The following is a 17,233-nucleotide window of genomic DNA, read 5'->3' as shown; positions in this document are numbered from 1 at the left end:
GGCCGCGCAAACTCACTCCAAAAGCACCAAAAAAGCCCGCTGAATAGCGGGCTTTTTCGTTAAAAGAGCGGTGAGAATTTACCCCGTCCGTAGCGCAAATTCACGAATTTTTAAGCTCAACATATCTAAGTCGACTCGCTCCAATGGGTGCGCCGTAGCGGCTAGCACCTCGTAGCTTCCCTTCGGCAGCTGAGCCGCCATTGCCGCTCCCACTTCGCTGCCTGCTGTGTGGTCGGCATCTCCAACTAGCACTTGCACAGGCACTGGTATGCCAGCGAGCGCAGTAGCCGTGAGCGGCGGATTGGCACCCGCAGCCTGCATGAGGGCAGCCGTAGCCCGCACCACAGCAGCCCAATCGGTGGGTGCGTGGCGCTGCCGCAGTTGTTCGGCAAATGCTGGCACCTTGGCCAGCATCTTTTCTGGGTCCAGGAACCGGGTTTCGGTCGCTGCTGACTCTACCGACCAATCGAGCTTAGTACCCAGCGTAGTGATGCTGGCAAACCGCGCCGGCTCTTGGCAGGCGGCCAGCAATGCCGCGTATCCGCCCATGCTGTAGCCAAACACGTGCGCTGGCTCAGTTTCGTGCTCACGGAGAAAGGCCAGCACCTCGGCACCAAAATGCGGCAGCGTAAAGGTTCCGGGGCGTACCTCTCCCCCACCGTGGCCAGCGAAGGCGAACGTTTTGATGGCAAAATCTTCCTGCAGTCGCTCCGCCAGCGGCTGCAAGGTGCTGGGGCTACCCAGGGCGCCGTGCAGCAAGAGCAGCGTGGGCTTGTGCATCAGCCAGTGATTTCGGTGGCCAGGGTAGTCAGGTTCATGCCATCGAAGGTGCCCGACGACATCAGCAGCAGGTTGGCGTTGGCCCACTCCTGCTCACGCAGGAAGGCCGCCAACTCAGCGCTATCGGTAATCACCTTGATGTCGGGGCGCTGGAAAGCCTCGGCCACGGTGGTGGCGGGCAGCGGCGGCAGGCGCTTGTGCTCCAGCACATGAGGATTGAAATACACCACGGCCACGTCGGGCGCATCGAAGCAATGCGCGTACTGCGGCAAAAAGGCCGGATTTAGGCTGCTGAAGGTGTGCAGTTCGAGGCATGCCACCAAGCGCCGCTGCGGGAACTGCTTTTTCAGGGCCGTGGCCGTGGCTTTGAGCTTGCTGGGCGCGTGGGCAAAGTCTTTGTAGACTACCGACGTGGTGCCTTCCTTCACCAGTTCCAGGCGCCGGGCAGCGCCGGGAAACGAAGCAATGGCTTTGAAGAAGTCTTTGCCTTTAATGCCAAGCTGCTTGCAGACTTCTTTCGCGGCCGAGATGTTGCGCAGGTTGTGTTCGCCAAACACCTGAATAGCTACTTCCTCGTCCTTCTTATTGAGCAGGAACGTGCGGCCGTCGCGAATCACGTTTTCGTGCGGGCCGTAGCCGATGTACGTGACATCGGGGTTGGTGGGCACGGCAATGAGCTGGGTTTGCTCGTCGTCTTTGTCGTAGATGAGCACGCCGGCCTTGGGCGTCATGTCGGCGAAAATGCGGAACTGCTCGCGGTAGTTTTCCTCGGTCGGAAACACGTTGATGTGGTCCCAGCTAATACCGGAAATCACGCCAATGTGGTGCTGGTAGAGGTGAAACTTAGGCCGCCGGTCGACCGGCGACGACAGGTACTCGTCGCCTTCGATAATGATGATGGGCGCGTCATCGGTGAGCTGCACCATCAAATCGAACCCGGCTAGCTGGGCGCCCACCGCAAAGTCGAACTTGCGGCCGTGGTAGCGCAGCACGTGCAGGATGCAGGCCGTGATGCTGGTTTTGCCATGCGAGCCGCCGATGACGATGCGCTGCTTGTCGCGGCTGGCTTCGTAGATGTATTCGGGGAAGGAGTAGATTTTCAGGCCCAGCTCCTGGGCCCGGAGCAGCTCGGGGTTGTCGGGGCGGGCGTGCATGCCCACAATCACGGCGTCGAGGTCGGGCGTGATGCGGGCGGCGTCCCAGCCTTCCTGGGCGGGCAGCAGACCGGCCGCGTCGAGGCGGCCTTTGGCGGGCTCAAATATTTCGTCGTCAGAGCCCGTGACCTGGGCGCCGCGCCGGTGCAGGGCCAGCGCCAGGTTGTGCATGATGCTGCCGCCGACGGCAATCAAGTGAATCTTTTCGGAGTGCTCGTTGTGCGTTTCTGGTTCCAAAGCTGGATGGTGGTCAGGGGTGCGTTGTCGGTTGTCAGGCAATAGGCGGAGGCCATTAATTGCAGTTTCCCTCAAATCGAGGTGGCTCGAATTAACAACCGACAACGAACCACTGACAACTAACGGGAAAGGACCGCGAAAGTACAAACCAGCCGCCGCCGCAGCTCCTCCATAACCAAAAGAATCGATTTTCCCATCTATCTTTTTCCCCGACTCAGGGGTTAGCTTTGTGTAGATAGTGTGCAGCTCGGTTTTATAATAAAAGCTACATACTGATTCCCTGCTGCCCTAATACCCCCACGATTCTATGCAAGACCGGATGGACGACCGCCTGAAGCAATCCGCAGCCCGAGCCAAAGCGGCTTTGGCGCCCCGCGGTGCCTCGGGGATGGTCCCCTTCAACTCGGGCGCGGCTGGCAAGCTGCCGCCCCAGGCCCCCGAGCTCGAAATGGCCGTGCTCGGAGCCCTGATGCTGGAAAAGGATGCCCTCACGTCGGTTATTGACCTGCTCAAGCCCGAGAGCTTCTACAAGGACGCGCACCAACGGATTTACCGCGCCGTTATCCGGTTGTTCGACAAGTCTGAGCCCATCGACCAGCTCACCGTGGTGCACGAGCTGCGCGAAATGGGCGAACTCGAAGCCTGCGGCGGCCCTTTCTACGTGGCCAACCTCACTCTGAAAGTTAACTCGGCGGCCAACGTGGAGTACCACGCCCGCATCATCACCGAGACGGCCATTAAACGTGAGCTGATTCGGATTTCGAGTGAGATTCAGAAGGACGCCTTCGAGGACACCACCGACGTGTTTAAGCTTCTCGACGACACCGAATCGGCACTGTTCGAAGTATCGGAATCGAACATCCGCAAGAACTTCGACGACATGCGCAGCCTGATGGGCAAGGCCATCAAGGAACTGGAAGAAAAGAAGAACCAGGCGGATGGCCTGACGGGCGTGCCCACTGGTTTCACGGCGTTGGACCGGGTCACCAGCGGCTGGCAACCCTCTGACCTTGTGATTATTGCAGCACGGCCCGGCATGGGTAAAACCGCTTTCGTAGTCTCGGCCATGCGCAACGCGGCGGTAGACTTTAAGAAAGCCGTGGCCATCTTCTCGCTGGAGATGTCGTCGCTGCAGCTCGTCAATCGTCTGATTTCGGCCGAGGCAGAATTGGACTCGGAGAAAATCAAGAAGGGCAGCCTCGCCGACCACGAATGGCAGCAGCTCAACCACAAAATCACGGCCCTCTCGGCCGCACCCATCTACATCGACGATACGCCGGGCCTGAGCATTCGGGAGCTACGCACCAAGTGCCGCCGCCTGCGCTCTCAGAAGGACGTGCAGATGATTATCGTCGACTACCTGCAGCTGATGAGTGGCAACACCGACGGCCGCGGCGGCAACCGTGAACAGGAAATTGCCAGCATTTCGCGGGCCCTCAAGGGCATTGCCAAAGAGCTGAACATTCCCGTACTGGCGCTGTCGCAGCTCTCGCGCTCGGTAGAAACCCGGGGCGGCGACAAGAAGCCGCAGCTGAGTGACCTTCGCGAATCCGGTTCTATCGAGCAGGACGCCGACATGGTAATCTTCCTCTACCGCCCCGAGTACTACGGCCTCGACCAGGACGCTGAAGGCAATTCGACGCAGGGCGTAGGCGAAGTCATCATTGCCAAACACCGCAACGGTTCGCTCGAAACCGTGCAGTTGAAGTTTATCGGTAAGTACACCAAGTTCGCCGACCTCGACGGCGTGGGTGGCACCTTCGACACCGGCAGCTACCAACCCATGGGCCTGCCCGCCAGCAATTTCGACTCGGAACCGAGCAGCTTCACGCCGAACACCATTCGCCTGGGCTCGAAGATTAACGAGTCGCCGGTGCCGTTCCCGAAAGGGAACATGAACAAGCACGAAGACCCGCCCTTCTAACGCAAGAAGGCTGCATCACCACACTCCCCTCCTTGCCAAGGAGGGGAGTCTTTTTTCGCAACAGTTTCACTCACATTGCACAAGGCCACACTTCCTGTATGCAAAAGCTCCTATTGATTTTGGCTGGCCTGGCGGGCACATCGCCTGTGCTCGCCCAGCAAGGCCCCAAAAAACCTCTTGACCATACGGTGTACGACCAGTGGCAGAGCGTTACCAATCAAAAGATTAGCGACAACGGCAAGTACGTGCTGTTTCAGGTGCAGCCCCAGCAGGGCGATGGCATGCTGTACCTCAAAACGCCGGAGAATAAGACACTGAGAACCATCAGCCGCGGCGACTCGGCTTTGTTCACGGCAGATTCTAAGTTTGTGGTGTTCCGGATTAAGCCTTTGTACCAAGACGTTCGGCAGGCGAAAATCAAGAAGAAAAAGCCCGAGCAGATGCCCAAGGATTCATTGGGCATCTATTCGTTTGAAACCGGCAAGCTGACCAAGTACGCCGACGTCAAATCTTACAAACTGGCGGAGGAAGCCTCTGTGCTGGCTTTTCTGGCGGTGAAGGCACCGGTGAAGGACGCGGCCAAGAAAGCTCCAGCCGACACGCTCAAGAAAATCACCGACCAACTACTCGAAACCAAAAAGGAAGGCGCTACCCTCACGGTGGTGAGCCTGCCCACGGGCAAGGTCAGCCAGTTTGAGGCGGTGACCGATTACCAGATAAGCAAGCCGGGCAACAAGGTGGCTTTTGCGGTTTCGGCCCCCAAAGGCAGCAAAAACATTCAGTCGGGCTTATTTGTGCACGACTTTGCTTCGGGCAGCCCGAAGCGGGTGAGCACTGGCAAGGGCGTGTACAAGAATCTGGCCTTCGACGATGCCGGCAAGCAGTTGGCCTTCACGGCCGAAAAGCATCAGGAGAAAGCGCTGGAAAAGCCATTTAGCCTGTACTATTTTGATTTTAGAACTGATAGCGCTGCGGCTATTGTGCAGCCGGGCGCTAAGGCTCTAAAGGCGGGCTGGTCGCCAAGTGGTTTTGGCAAAGTAATGTTCAGCGAAAACGGCGAGAAGCTGTTTTTCGGCACCGCCCCCAACCCCATTCCTCAGGATACAACCCTGGTGGAGTTCGAGCACGCGAAGCTAGACATTTGGAACTACAAGGACGATTACCTGCAGCCCATGCAGCTGAAGAACCTGAAGAAGGACCTGCAGCGCAACTACCTGGCGGTTATCTACCCCAAGCAGTCGAACAGGTTTATTCAACTCGAAGACGAGTACCTGCGCGATTCTTACCTGGCCGAGGTTAAGAACGCCGAGTACGTGCTGGCGGTGACCGACACGGCCAAGCGCATCTCGCTGCAGTGGGAAGGCGCCACCCGGAAGCAGGCTTACTTGGTTTCGACCAAGACCGGGGCGCGTATTGCTGTGAATCCGCGGGCCAATAAAAGCCGGTTCCAGCTGTCGCCGCAGGGCAAGTATGCCATTTGGTACGACTTTGAAGCCAAAAACTGGTTTTCCTTCTCGGCCGCCACGCGCAAAACCACTAACCTGACGGCCAAAACCAGTGTTTCCTTCACCGACGAAGAAAACGATTCGCCCACCGACCCGGAGCCTTACGGCATTGCCGCCTGGAGCAAGGACGACGCGGCCGTGCTGCTCTTTGACCGCTACGACATCTGGAAAATTGACCCCAGTACCGGCGCTGCCTCAAACTTCACCAATGGGCTGGGACGGAAAAACAAAATGCGCTTCCGCTACCGTCTACCCGAGGAAAAGCAGAAGTTCATCAACCCCAAAGACGACCTGTGGCTGCAGGTGCAGGAGGACGACAGCAAGCAGTGGGGCTACTATCGGAAAAGCCTCGCCAGCACCAAAGCGCCCGAGCGCGTAGTGGTGGCGCCGCAGGGCTATTCGACGCTTACCAAAGCCCGCAATGCCGACACTTTCCTGTATACCAAAACCAGCGTAAGCCAGCCGGCCGACGTGTACGTGAGCCGCGACCTGAAAAAGGAGGCCCAGCTCAGCAGCATCAACCCGCAGCAAAAGGACTACAACTGGTTTACGGCCGAGCTGGTGCACTGGACCACACCCAAGGGCTTTAAAGCTACCGGCATCCTGTACAAGCCCGAGAACTTTGACCCGTCCAAGAAGTACCCGATGGTGGCGTATTTCTATGAGAAACTGTCGGAAGGGCTGTACAAATACCAAGCTCCAGCGCCTACCCCCTCGCGTCTTGATATTGCCATGTTTGCCAGCAACGGCTACCTGGTGTTCACGCCCGACATCAGCTACACCATTGGTGAGCCGGGCCCTTCGGCGATGGAGTTCATCGACTCGGGTGTGGAGGCGCTGACCAAAAACAGCTGGGTCGACGCCTCGCGCCTCGGCATACAGGGCCAGAGTTGGGGCGGCTACCAGGTGGCCTACCTCATCACCCAAACCAACCGCTACGCGGCGGCATGGGCAGGCGCCCCGGTTGTGAACATGACGTCGGCCTACGGCGGCATCCGCTGGGAGTCGGGCATGAGCCGGCAGTTTCAGTACGAGCACACGCAAAGCCGCATCGGCGGCACCTTGTGGGAAAAGCCGGATTTGTACATCCGCAACTCGCCGCTGTTTCACCTGCCCAAGGTGCAGACGCCGGTGGTTATCATGTCGAACGATGCCGATGGCGCCGTGCCGTGGTATCAGGGCATCGAGATGTTTACCGACCTGCGGCGCTTGAACAAGCCCGTGTGGCTGTTGCAATACAACGGCGAGGCCCACAACCTGGTGAAGCGCGAAAACCGCAAAGACATTTCAGTGCGCGAGCTGCAGTTTTTCGACCATTACCTGAAGGGTGCCCCGGCGCCAGCCTGGATGGTGAAAGGCGTGCCCGCCGTAGACAAAGGCCGCGACTGGGGCCTTCAGGTTTCGCAGCAATAATCATTTTCAGCCTATCCCGATAGGTTGAGAAACGGTCATGCTTCGACAAGCTCAGCATGACCGACTTTTGAAATAGACTCTAATACATGCCACCAGCGGGCCTACTTTTGGGCTCCAGCAGCCCACCCGCTGGGTTTTCATAGTTCATGACGCTTGCCCTGCTTTTGCTGTGCCTGTTTGCTTTTCTGGCAGGTTTTATTGATTCAATTGTGGGCGGGGGCGGCCTGATTCAGCTGCCGGCCATGCTCATTTTGCTGCCAGGCGTGCCAGTGCCCACGGTGTTTGGTACGGGCAAGGTGTCCAGTCTAGCAGGCACCCTGGCGGCGCTACGGCGCTACCTGAGCGGCCCTGAAAAGCTAGAAATCCGCTGGCGTACGGTGGCCATCACGGCGCTGGTGGCGGGGGCGTTTGCGCTGTTGGGCTCACGAGCCGTAAGCATGCTGCACAAAGAAGCCGTGCGGCCGCTGGTACTGGGGTTGCTGGTAGTAATGGCCATTTATACCTTCTGGCGCAAGGATTTTGGTAGCCTGCACGCGCCCCGGCTCAAGGGCAGCCGCGAGGTGATAACCGGCGTTGTGCTGGGTGCGGCCATCGGCTTCTACGACGGTTTCTTTGGGCCCGGCACGGGCAGCTTGCTGCTGTTTGCGTTCGTGGGGCTGTTTGGCTACGACTTCATTGCTTCCTCGGCCTCGGCTAAGCTGGTGAACGTGGCGACCAACCTAGCCAGCTTGTTCTATTTTGCCAGCACGGGGCAGGTGCTTTATAAGGTGGCGTTGCCCATGGCAGCCTGCAATATTTTAGGCTCTACGCTGGGCGCCCGCATGGCGCAACGCCATGGCACAGGCTTCGTAAGGGTGCTGTTTCTGACGGTGGTTGGCGCTTTTATTTGCAAAATCGGCTGGGACACTTTTGCCTAGCACGCGTTTGGCGACAACTGGCAAAAAGCAAAGCCGGCCATGCTGAGCTTGTCGAAGCATCTCTACTGCTTATCCTGTCATGCTGACGAAGGAAGCATCTTATCCCCGCTGAACGCATTGTCCAAACGTGATAGGATGCTTCGCAAGCTCAGCATGACAGACCACCGAGTATTGTAAGCTAAGTGTCGCGTCCCTACACCGTTTGTAGCTGGCGGGCCTTTTTGCGGTTTTTGCGGCGCCGGTTGAGCCACAAGATAGTGCCCGTGACCGGGAAAGTGGCACCGAGCAGGCTCACTATCAAGGCTAGCATCTTGGTAGGCCAGCCAAAAATAGCCCCCGTGTGCACGGGCTTGAACAGCCCGCGAATGCGGTGCCCCACCGGCCGCTGCTCATACGTTTGACCACTGATTACCTGACCGGAATATTGGTCGAGAAAAACCTCATTGGTCGCGTTGTCGGCGATGGCGCCGGCTGGCAAAATGGCTACCTTGATGCTGCCATCGGCTTCCTTGGGCAACTGCAAGGAGTAAGAAACTGCTCCAGGCGCCTGCTGACGGGCCAAGGCCAAAACCGCATCGGGGGCAAAGGGAGCAGCGCCGGCCACTGCCGGAGCCGCCGAAACCGGTGGCTCGGGTCGCTTCAGGGGCGAGTTGGTGAGTTGGTTGATGCTTTGGCTCACCCAATCGAATGACATGCCCACGCCGGTGATGGCCATTACAAACAGAAACAGCGAAGCATAAAAGCCCAGCACAACGTGGAAGTCATGGTTGAGGCGCTTCCAGCTGCTGCCCCACTTCACCTGTAGGCGCTGCGTGAGGGATTTGCGAGCGGCCGGCCACCACAGCACCAAGCCCGTACCCAGGATAAACAGAAAGATTGAGGAGCTAATGCCCATCACCAGCTTGCCGATTTTGCCGGCTACCAGGCCGCGGTGCAACTGCTCCACGGTGTGGAAGAAGGTTTCGCGGGGGTTGATTTCGCCCACGATGGCCGCCGTGTAGGGGTTGACGTAGAGGCGGGGCCCTCCCCCATCGCCTTTGCCCTTGCCTGGACCTTCCGTTTTGCCGGCGGGCTTACCAGTTGGGCGCTCGGCATTTCGGCCTTCCTGCTTGGCATCGGTTGGGCTGGGACCTTTTCCTGGTCCGTTTGGCCCGCCTGCTAGGTTTATTTCCACGGTGCGGGTGGGGTCGGCGTATACTTTGAAGCTGGCGATTTTGGCATCGGGCTTGTGGGCGCGCACCGCATCGGCCAGGCGCGCCAGTGGCAGGGGCGCCGTGGCGGCGGACGCCACGAAGTACCGCTCCGAATACCAGGTCTGTTCTATCTCTTTCTCAAACGCCAGGATGCAGCCGGTCAGGCAGACGAAAACGATGACTAGTCCTGAAACCAGGCCGAGGTAGAGGTGGAGGTCCCGTATCACGGATTTAGTCGGGCTCATTGGATTTTGCGGTTAAGTAACTGGTTAATTGGCGTTGGGGCTGCATTGGCCGGAGGTCGAGGAAGCAAGTTTCGGGCGGCTTCGTTCAACTTGCATACCGATTGCGTCACTTTAGGGTCGCGGCGGCTTACAGCTTGTACCCCAGCGTTGCGGAGAAGGTGCGGGGCGCAATCGGGTTTATGCTGTTGTCGTCGTGCATGTTGTAGCTCAACTCATCGAGCAGGTTAGCCATTTTGAAGCGCACTGAGAACCGGTCGTACTCATAGCCCAGGGAAGCATCGAGCAAGACGTAGTTCGGGATGCTGATGAGGCGGTAAGGGTCGTTTTCGATGGTGAGGCGGGGGTTGCGGCCAGCCAGCTTATCGCCCACGTAGTAGCCGGTTACGCCAGCACTCAGGCCTTTCAGGAAGCTGGTTTCGCTAAATGCGTTGCTGAAGTTGTAGAACAAGCTCAGGTTGGCGGTGTGGGCGGGGTTGTAGCGCAGGCGGCTGCCGGTTTCGTAGAGGTTGCTGCGGGTATAGGCCGTGTTGTTGTAGCTGTAGCCGGCAATGAACGACCAGCCCTGGTAGGGGCGGCCTTGCACATCTACCTCCACGCCTTTGCTGGTGACCTGGCCGGCGAGTTCCTGGGCGCTGGGGCGGTCGGGGTTGAAATTAGAGGCCGAGGTCAGGATGGTTTGGGCCTGGTTGCTGTTCACAATTTGATAAGCCGTTACGTTCAGCGAAAGAGCGCTCTTGAAGAGGTCGTTTTTGATACCCACTTCGTACTGGTCGATGAGCGAGGGCGGCAGGGGTTCGCCGCTGGCATCAATGCCGTTGTTCACTGTGAAGGAATTGGCGTAGGAAGCGAACACCGACGACGTTTTGAGAGGCTGGTACACCAGGCCTACCCGCGGCGAAAAGGCGTTGTCGAACCGGCGATTTTGGGTAACGGTGATGGCGGTGTTCGTAGCCGTGAGGCCGGGATAGGTGTATACCTCACTGGGTGTTTCCTGATAACTCCAGCGCAGGCCAGCAAGCAGTTTGAAGTGTTCGCCCAGGCTAATCAGGTCCTGCACGTAGAAGCCGGCGCGGCGGGTGCTGCCCAGCGTGCGGGTATTGTAGCGCAGGGCGTCGTAGCCGCTCACGGCGCGGGCTGGCGCGCCCAGCACCCGGCTGCGGTCCAGGACATTGACCGAGTCGAAGGGCTGGCTGATGTAGGACAGGATGTTGGTGGCGTACTGGTCGACGTCGGCGCCCACCAGCAGGGCGTGGCCCAGGAAGCCGGTGCGGAAAGTGCCGGTCAGATCGAGTTGCGCGAGGAAGTAGTTTTCGGCGGTTTCGCTGCGGTTGAGGCTGCGCTGCAAGTTGCCGTAGAGCGCGGCTTTGGGAGAAGGCGCTACGTAGCCGGGTGCGCCCACCGTGCCGCGCGCGGGCCGGAAGCCGTTGTTGATGCCAACGGGCCGCGAGGCAGAGCGCAGCTCGTTATCATAGCGCTGAAACGCACCCACGGCCCTAATTTGCCAGGCTTCGTTCAGGTGGCTGGTGAGCGTGGCAGTGGCGCTGGTTTGTTGGGTAGTATTCTTGGCGTCGGCTGTGTTCAGGGTGCGGCTGCGCGACTCCAGAATGTTGTAGTCAATGGCACCAATGCCGTAATCCGGCGTGCGATTGTCGCGTAGGTAGTCGCCTTCAAGCACCAGGTCAGTGCGGGGCGTCAGGCGGAAAAGCAGCGAGGGGTTCACGTACACGCGGCTAGACTGCACGTCGTCGCGGTAGCTGTTGCCTTGCTCGTAAGTGCCATTCAGCCGGAAGGCCACGGTTTTGCTACTGCCCACGGTTCCGTACACGTCGAACATCGGCTTGATGAAACCGAAGCTACCGGTGCGCAAACCCACCGAGCCGCCGCGCTCGAAGAGCGGCTTTTTGGTGACGAGGTTCAACACACCGCCCGCGGCCACGTTGCCGTAGAGAATGGCGGCGCTGCCCTTTAGCACTTCCATGCGCTCCAGGGAGCTTACTTCGGGCATCACGCCATTGTTGAAGCGCACGCCGTTTTTGAAGGTGTTGTTGCTACCATAGGCAAAGCCGCGGCTGCCCAGTTCTTCCTGGGTGCCCCCGGTGGTGCTGGTCACGTACAGGCCGGGCACGTTGGCCAGCACGTCGCTCAGACGCAGGGCCTGCTGCTGCTCCAGCACGGCGCGCTCCACGGTGACGGTGCTCTGGGGCAGGTCGAGCGGGGCAATGGGCAGCTTGCCAACGCTGGTGGGGCGTTGGTTCACACTTTTGGCGCCGGTCACGGTCACTTCCTGCAGCTGTTGCTCGCCGCGCACCAAGGTTACGGCCGGCACGTCTACGGTCCGGCGGGCCTTCACTTCCACGGTTAGCTCCTGGGGAACATAGCCGAGGCCACTCACCACCAGCACTTGCCAGCCAGCGGGTGCTCTCAGCTGAAAGCTGCCGTCTACACTGGCTGCAGTACCGCGCTCAGTGCCTTTTACGCGCACCGAAACCTGCTCAGCCAATTGCCCATCGGCCAGGATGATGGAGCCCGTTACCGACCCAAAACCTGCACTATGCTCTTCCCGCGAGTGGTAATGTGGTCCATGTTGGGCAAAACTAACAACTGGAGCAAACGTGGTAGCGAGGAAAAGTACGCAAGTCATCATGAGCTTATTTGGAATCATTCTAAATATGCCACAAAGGTGGAGTCTATTTAGAATGATTCCAAATAAACTTTATGTGTTGTCAACTTGCTAGGGCTTTCAACGATTTTAAAACACTTACTGGAACCCCATATCAAACTGGATAACAATAAAAAAGCCCGACATCTCAGTTGGGCTTTTTACTCAAAACTTAATATACCCTTCTCGTCAGGCACCTCACATAATACTTGCTAATGGGGCGAAGTCAACCATAACAAGGCTCCTAAAGCTTCACTCCTACCGTAAGGAAGTAGCTGCGGCCGTCCGAAGGCAGTATGCCAGGGCCGGGGTAGCCAGTGGCGCGGCGCGTGAAATAGCGCGCGTCAGCCAGGTTGTTCACGCTGCCTTCCAGCTTAAGCCAGCGGTGCTCCCACGACACCGACGCATCGAGAATTTGGTAAGCTGGAATGGGGCCGACTACGGGCGTTACTATGTCGCCTGGGTCCTCGCCAACATTTGTGGCATCGGAAAACTGCCGGGACAGGTACAAGTACTGCAAGGATGCCTTGAAAGGCCCGTAGCTTACCTGAGTTCCAGTTTTAAGATTTACGGTCGGCACGAACTCCACTTGCTGGCCTTGCACGTCTGCCAACTGGCTCTCCACATAGAGCCCACGAATCAGGGACACGTTGCCAAAAATGGACCACTGCCGACAGCCGGCGCCCTGAGACAGTTGATTCAGCAACTCAACTTCGCCGTAAGTTTCCACCCCCAAAATCAGGGCGCGGCCAATATTGGTGCGGCGGCGGTAGATGCGGTCCAAAGCGTCGTACTCGGTAATCTCGCCGATGCGATTGTCGTAATTGAGCGCAAACAGGCTCACATCGTAAGTGAGAAAACCTGTTTTCTCGCCCCGCACGCCCACATCGAACGAGTAGCCGCGCTCGTCCTGCAGGTTGGGGTCGATAACGGCCGAGGGGTTAACAATCTGCATGTCACTGAACGTAATAGAGCGGTAGTTCTGCGAGATGTTGGAGTAGAATTCCAATTGCTCTTTGGGTTTATAGCTCACGCCAATCCCTCCCAGAAACAAGCCACGGCCACTCACGCGCGCCTCATTCTTTTGCCTGATTTGAATGATATTGCCAGCCAGGTCACGGTCAATAGTATTAATCACTCCCTCGGCCTGCGTGCGGATGTACTCGTAGCGAAGTCCCGGCGTGACCGATATTTTATCGGTCAGGTATAGAATGTTCTCGACAAAGAAGGCGGCGTTGTGGTTAGGAAAGCGGTAATCAGAACTGCCGAGGGCTCCAAAAACTTCATTTTCGGGAGATATGAAGCGAAAATCTGCCCCGCGGCCCGTGGGGCCGAAGCCTTGGGTGCTGTGGGTGGTCCCCCGGTAATAGCGTGTGCCCAAAAGCACGACGGCGTCTTTGCCCGCCACTTGGTAGCGGTTAAGGTAGCGGGCTTCGAGGCCGTAGTTGCGGAAGTCACCGTTAATGAGGTCGCGGCTGTTGGCTTCACTATCGGAGCGGGTCACATCGTTGGGGCGGAAGCCCAATGACTGGCGCGAGGCCACCAGCCCGAAGGCGATGAGGTTGATGTTGGAGCGGGCGTTGAGCTTCCAGTCGGCGTTGGCATTAAACAGGTTCCAGTCGACCGCAAACCAGTTGCGCTCGCGGTTCGACTGCCGGGCATCCTGCAGAAATTGCTTGTCGCTGAGGCCACCGGGCTGCTGGGCTAGGTAGTCCATGTGGGTCACCTGCAGGCCCACTTTCACGTTTTCGTTGGCCTGGTAGCGTACGTCGGCGTAGGCCGTTTTGCTTTCGTAGTTGGAGTTGGGCCGCCAGCCGTCGCCGCGCTTGTACTGCACAAAGGTGTAATAGCTGAGCTTGCCCACCGTGCCGCCCACGCTATTAAAGGAATTAAAAAAGCCAAATGAGCCCACCGTTTGGCGGGAAGTAATGGCGGCTTTGCGGTCAGGGTCGGGCCCGCGCATTTCGAAGTTCAGCAGGCCACCAAACTGAGTCCCATACTGCAGCGACGCCGCCCCGCGCACCAGCTGAATGCGCTTTACCGCCTCCGTGGGCGGTGTATAATAGCTCTCAGGGTAGCCCAGGGCATCGGCCGAGATGTCATAATTGTTCTGGCGGACATTGAAGTTGCTGGTCCGGTTAGGGTCCAGGCCCCGGCCGCCGATGCTCAGTTGCAAACCGCCCCCGTCGTTTTCCCAAATGTTGAGGCCCGGCACCCGGGCGTATACCTGGCGGGCGTTGTTGGTGGCGAGGTTGGCCACCAGGTTTTCGGGCACGATGACCTCTGACTTCTTAGCGGCGAAGATGGCGGTGCCCTCCACCTCGCGTAGGCGGGTTTGGCCAAAGGTGGTTTGGGGCGCGGCCACTACTACTTCGCCCAGGGTCCGGTCGCGGCTCGTGAGTTCGAAGATGAAGCCATCGGCGGGCAGGTTCACCGAAATTTTATAGGGCTGGTAACCCAGGGCCGACACCTGCACCTGCTGCAGGCCCACGGCGAGGCCAATCATTACAAAGCGGCCGGTTGTGTCGGTGAGCACGGCGCGGGCCAGGCTTTGCACATACACTTCGGCGCCCACCACGGGCTGGCCAGTGCCGGCGGCCAACACCCGGCCACGCAGCGTTTCCTGCGCCCGGGCCTCTGCCACGCCTAGTAGCAGGGCCGCGAAAAGCAGCATTCTATAAACCTGAAATCTCATCGTCAAAAGGTAAAATCCACGGCTTAGGCGCGAAGCTTTCGGCTTGGCGGGCCAGGTCCACGGTGGGGTCAATGTAGGCTTTGCCCAGGCGGCCGTTCAGGGTCACGTAGGTATCGGCGTAAATCTGGGGTTGGTGCACGCCCTGAGCGGTGTAGTAGTCGCGCAAGTAATGGGCAAACTGCAGTATCATGTCGGCTTGGGTGGCCATCATCTTCTCCTGCAGCACGCTGAGGTGGTCTGAATTATTGACTCGCCGGGTGCGACCGGTAGCGGAGTCGACTACTTTGAACTCGACCTGACCCATCTTTTCCATCAGCATCACACGCCACGAAAACCGGTAGCCTTCCTCCGTCCAAAACAGCTCGCGCGGGTATAGCGCGTAACGAAACGGCACCAGCAGCTGCACCACAAAAAACAGCGCCAGCCCCGTAACCAGGGCCAGCTGCACCCGCGGCCCGTACACCAGCGGCGAAGCCGGCCTCTGGGCCGCCGAGGGCTGCCGGAAAACTGCCCGCACCCGCTCCAGCAGCCGCTCGTGCCACTCGGCCGGGAAGAATATCAGCGCTGCCACTATCATCACATACGGAAACATGCCGATGGGAAACAGAATGGCTGTGAGCACATGAAACACCACCACCGCCGCGTAGGCGTAGGGCCGGGTGAGGCGGTTTAGCAGAAAAAACGGCACCGTGAGGTCGTATATAGCGCCGAACCAGCTGAACACAAAGGCTGTGATAGGGTAATTGAACAGGAACCCCACCAGCGGCAGGTCGTTTTTGGCTGGCAGCCAGATGCGCAGCGGTTGGGCTGCTAGTAGCCAGTCGGAATTCAGCTTGGCCAGCCCGGCGTAGAAGTACACGACGCCTACGAGTAGCCGCAGGGCGTCCACGGACCAGCGAGGCACGTGGGTGTGCTCGCGCGCGGGGTGGCGCCGGGCATCAAGGGACAAGTAGTTGCCAGCTGGCAGGAAAACGAGCAGCAGCGCTGCCAGACTCACAAAGTAGTAGTGGTTCAGGTAGGTGCTTTTGTCCATCAGCTCGATGTAGGTGAAGCTGAGGAACAAGCCCACGGCAGCCAGGCGGTAGTGCCAGCCCAGCGCCAGCAACAGCGCGCACACGCCGCAAACCGCAAAAAGCCCGTACGTGTACGGGCCCAGCGGCTTGATAAATTCGAACCCATAGTAAGGAAAGAAGAACCTGGGCTGCAGGTAAAGCTCGGCAATCCAGCCCTTGGCCCAAAAGCGAACGACGCTGGCTAGTATCAGCAGGCCAAAGGCTATGCGGAATACTGCCAGCGGCGCAGCCGGGGTATGGGTTTGGAAGTAAGCGGGGCGCACTAGTCGCCGTCGTTGTCGACGTAAGTAATGCTCACGCTCATGGCCGACGTCATGTCAACCTTTATCAGGCGCACAGCCTTCTGCATCTCGTTGTAGGACTGCACGGCGGCGGCGTTGCGCGACTGCATGGTGGCGTGGAGGTCGGGCCCGAGCGAGGCCAGCTGCTGGGACGAAGTTGCAAACTGGTCGTTGATGAGTTTGGTGAGCGACTCGCCGGTGCGGCTGTCCTTAGCGCCCAGCGCATTGACGTACGACTTAAGTGAGGGCTGCCCTGCACGGCCATTGAACACGTTTTGCACCGTGGCGTGCGCGGCCTGGGCTAGCTGCAGCGGCAAGGCCCCCTTGAAATAGAAAGCCTCAATTTTATCGGGAGCCGCAACGCCCGACATTACCCCCGCAGGGATGCCAATCTTGCCCGTCCGCAGGAAATGCTCATAATAGCGCGAGTAAGCATTCATCAGCAGCGAGAGCGAGCTGCCCGCGTTGGTACCGGTGCTGTTGACGAAGGTGGCGCGGTAGGGGCCGTTCCACTGGCCGCGCACGCCGGTCAGCAACTGGTCCATGGTGTTCACCACGTCGGTGAGGTAGCGGCGCTGGTTGGCCGTGGTCACGTACGACTGCACAATGGAGGCGTCGTCGGCCGCGATGCCGTTCAGCAGGAAGTCGAGGGCCGGAAAGCCCTGCTGCGGGATGGCCGTGGCCAACTCGAAGTTGTAGGTACCCGAAGCAATATTCCGGCGAATGCCGGTCGCGTCAGTCGGGTAGATATTGAAGCGGTTGGCAAGCGAAACATCGGCCGCAGGGCCAAATTCAAACACTTCTACCTTCTGCCACTCCAGGTACGCCTCGCGCCAGGACTGGCGCAGCGACTGCAACCCGGCCACCGTAGGCGCCGCCGTGAAAGCCGCCGTCTGGGTTTTCATGGCCGTGAGCTTGCCGCCGAAACCCTGGTAACCGGGAATCACCAAGGTATCGGCCCACTGCGTGAGTACTGCTTTGCGGTCCAGTTCGGAAGCACCCGCCGTGGGCTTTTCCGAGTCATCGATAACGTCCTTGCAACTGGTGATGCCGCCTGCGGCAAGAATTACCGACAACGAAAAGAGCAGAATCGACTTCTTCATTTTGAAAAGGTAAAAGGGGCTTACTTCTGGGGAGAGTAGGAAACCTTATTGATT

At 58.8% G+C, this 17,233-nt stretch carries 10 protein-coding genes; 3 read left to right on the top strand and 7 right to left on the bottom strand.

All coding sequences use genetic code 11. The features are described from left to right. Positions 1 to 78: 78 nt before the first annotated feature. Together ACP7AJ_RS18510 and ACP7AJ_RS18505 are read right to left on the bottom strand one after the other, a co-directional pair. Positions 79 to 780, bottom strand: coding sequence for an alpha/beta fold hydrolase (locus tag ACP7AJ_RS18510; RefSeq protein WP_426061683.1), 702 nt, complete (start codon positions 778 to 780; stop codon positions 79 to 81). After that, on the bottom strand, positions 780 to 2,171 hold the full coding sequence (locus tag ACP7AJ_RS18505) for a UDP-N-acetylmuramate--L-alanine ligase (protein ID WP_426061682.1): 1,392 nt from the start codon (positions 2,169 to 2,171) through the stop codon (positions 780 to 782). The genes ACP7AJ_RS18510 and ACP7AJ_RS18505 overlap by 1 nt, the downstream gene beginning before the upstream one ends. 388 nt (positions 2,172 to 2,559) lie before the next feature. On the opposite strand from ACP7AJ_RS18505, the gene dnaB reads away from it, so the two are divergent. From dnaB to ACP7AJ_RS18490, 3 genes are all read left to right on the top strand, one after another. Then, on the top strand, positions 2,560 to 4,095 hold the full coding sequence (gene dnaB / locus ACP7AJ_RS18500; RefSeq protein WP_426061763.1) for a replicative DNA helicase: 1,536 nt from the start codon (positions 2,560 to 2,562) through the stop codon (positions 4,093 to 4,095). A 98-nt stretch (positions 4,096 to 4,193) separates the two neighbouring features. Further along, the gene (locus tag ACP7AJ_RS18495) at positions 4,194 to 7,013 is read left to right on the top strand and encodes a prolyl oligopeptidase family serine peptidase (RefSeq protein ID WP_426061681.1); all 2,820 of its coding nucleotides are present in this window, start codon (positions 4,194 to 4,196) and stop codon (positions 7,011 to 7,013) included. Positions 7,014 to 7,159: 146 nt separating this feature from the next. Then, entirely contained in the window at positions 7,160 to 7,930 is a 771-nt protein-coding gene (locus tag ACP7AJ_RS18490; RefSeq protein ID WP_426061680.1) for a sulfite exporter TauE/SafE family protein, read from the top strand. Between the two features lie 193 nt (positions 7,931 to 8,123). On the opposite strand, the gene ACP7AJ_RS18485 is transcribed toward ACP7AJ_RS18490, so the two are convergent. From ACP7AJ_RS18485 to ACP7AJ_RS18465, 5 genes are all read right to left on the bottom strand, one after another. Further along, positions 8,124 to 9,350, bottom strand: coding sequence for a PepSY-associated TM helix domain-containing protein (locus ACP7AJ_RS18485; RefSeq protein ID WP_426061679.1), 1,227 nt, complete (start codon positions 9,348 to 9,350; stop codon positions 8,124 to 8,126). A 145-nt stretch (positions 9,351 to 9,495) separates the two neighbouring features. After that, entirely contained in the window at positions 9,496 to 12,012 is a 2,517-nt protein-coding gene (locus ACP7AJ_RS18480) for a TonB-dependent siderophore receptor (protein ID WP_426061678.1), read from the bottom strand. Between the two features lie 259 nt (positions 12,013 to 12,271). After that, positions 12,272 to 14,722: a TonB-dependent receptor domain-containing protein gene (locus ACP7AJ_RS18475; RefSeq protein WP_426061677.1), complete on the bottom strand. Its 2,451-nt coding sequence runs from the start codon at positions 14,720 to 14,722 to the stop codon at positions 12,272 to 12,274. Next, a complete protein-coding gene (locus tag ACP7AJ_RS18470; RefSeq protein ID WP_426061676.1) occupies positions 14,703 to 16,058 on the bottom strand; it encodes an HTTM domain-containing protein in 1,356 nt (451 codons plus the stop codon). Before ACP7AJ_RS18470 ends, ACP7AJ_RS18475 begins: the two co-directional genes overlap by 20 nt. Next, positions 16,058 to 17,179: an imelysin family protein gene (locus tag ACP7AJ_RS18465; RefSeq protein WP_426061675.1), complete on the bottom strand. Its 1,122-nt coding sequence runs from the start codon at positions 17,177 to 17,179 to the stop codon at positions 16,058 to 16,060. Before ACP7AJ_RS18465 ends, ACP7AJ_RS18470 begins: the two co-directional genes overlap by 1 nt. Between the last annotated feature and the right edge of the window lie 54 nt (positions 17,180 to 17,233).

Source organism: Hymenobacter sp. B1770 (genome assembly GCF_049896385.1).
Lineage (GTDB): Bacteria > Bacteroidota > Bacteroidia > Cytophagales > Hymenobacteraceae > Hymenobacter.
This window is presented reverse-complemented; position numbering and strand designations above follow the sequence as displayed.

Excerpts from the sequence above, each read along its gene's own strand:
- dnaB (WP_426061763.1), top strand. The coding sequence starts at position 2,560 with ATGGTCCCCTTCAACTCGGGCGCGGCTGGCAAGCTGCCGCCCCAGGCC.
- ACP7AJ_RS18490 (WP_426061680.1), top strand. The coding sequence starts at position 7,160 with ATGACGCTTGCCCTGCTTTTGCTGTGCCTGTTTGCTTTTCTGGCAGGT.
- ACP7AJ_RS18465 (WP_426061675.1), bottom strand. The coding sequence starts at position 17,179 with ATGAAGAAGTCGATTCTGCTCTTTTCGTTGTCGGTAATTCTTGCCGCA.
- ACP7AJ_RS18480 (WP_426061678.1), bottom strand. The coding sequence starts at position 12,012 with ATGATGACTTGCGTACTTTTCCTCGCTACCACGTTTGCTCCAGTTGTT.
- ACP7AJ_RS18495 (WP_426061681.1), top strand. The coding sequence starts at position 4,194 with ATGCAAAAGCTCCTATTGATTTTGGCTGGCCTGGCGGGCACATCGCCT.
- ACP7AJ_RS18510 (WP_426061683.1), bottom strand. The coding sequence starts at position 780 with ATGCACAAGCCCACGCTGCTCTTGCTGCACGGCGCCCTGGGTAGCCCC.
- ACP7AJ_RS18475 (WP_426061677.1), bottom strand. The coding sequence starts at position 14,722 with ATGAGATTTCAGGTTTATAGAATGCTGCTTTTCGCGGCCCTGCTACTA.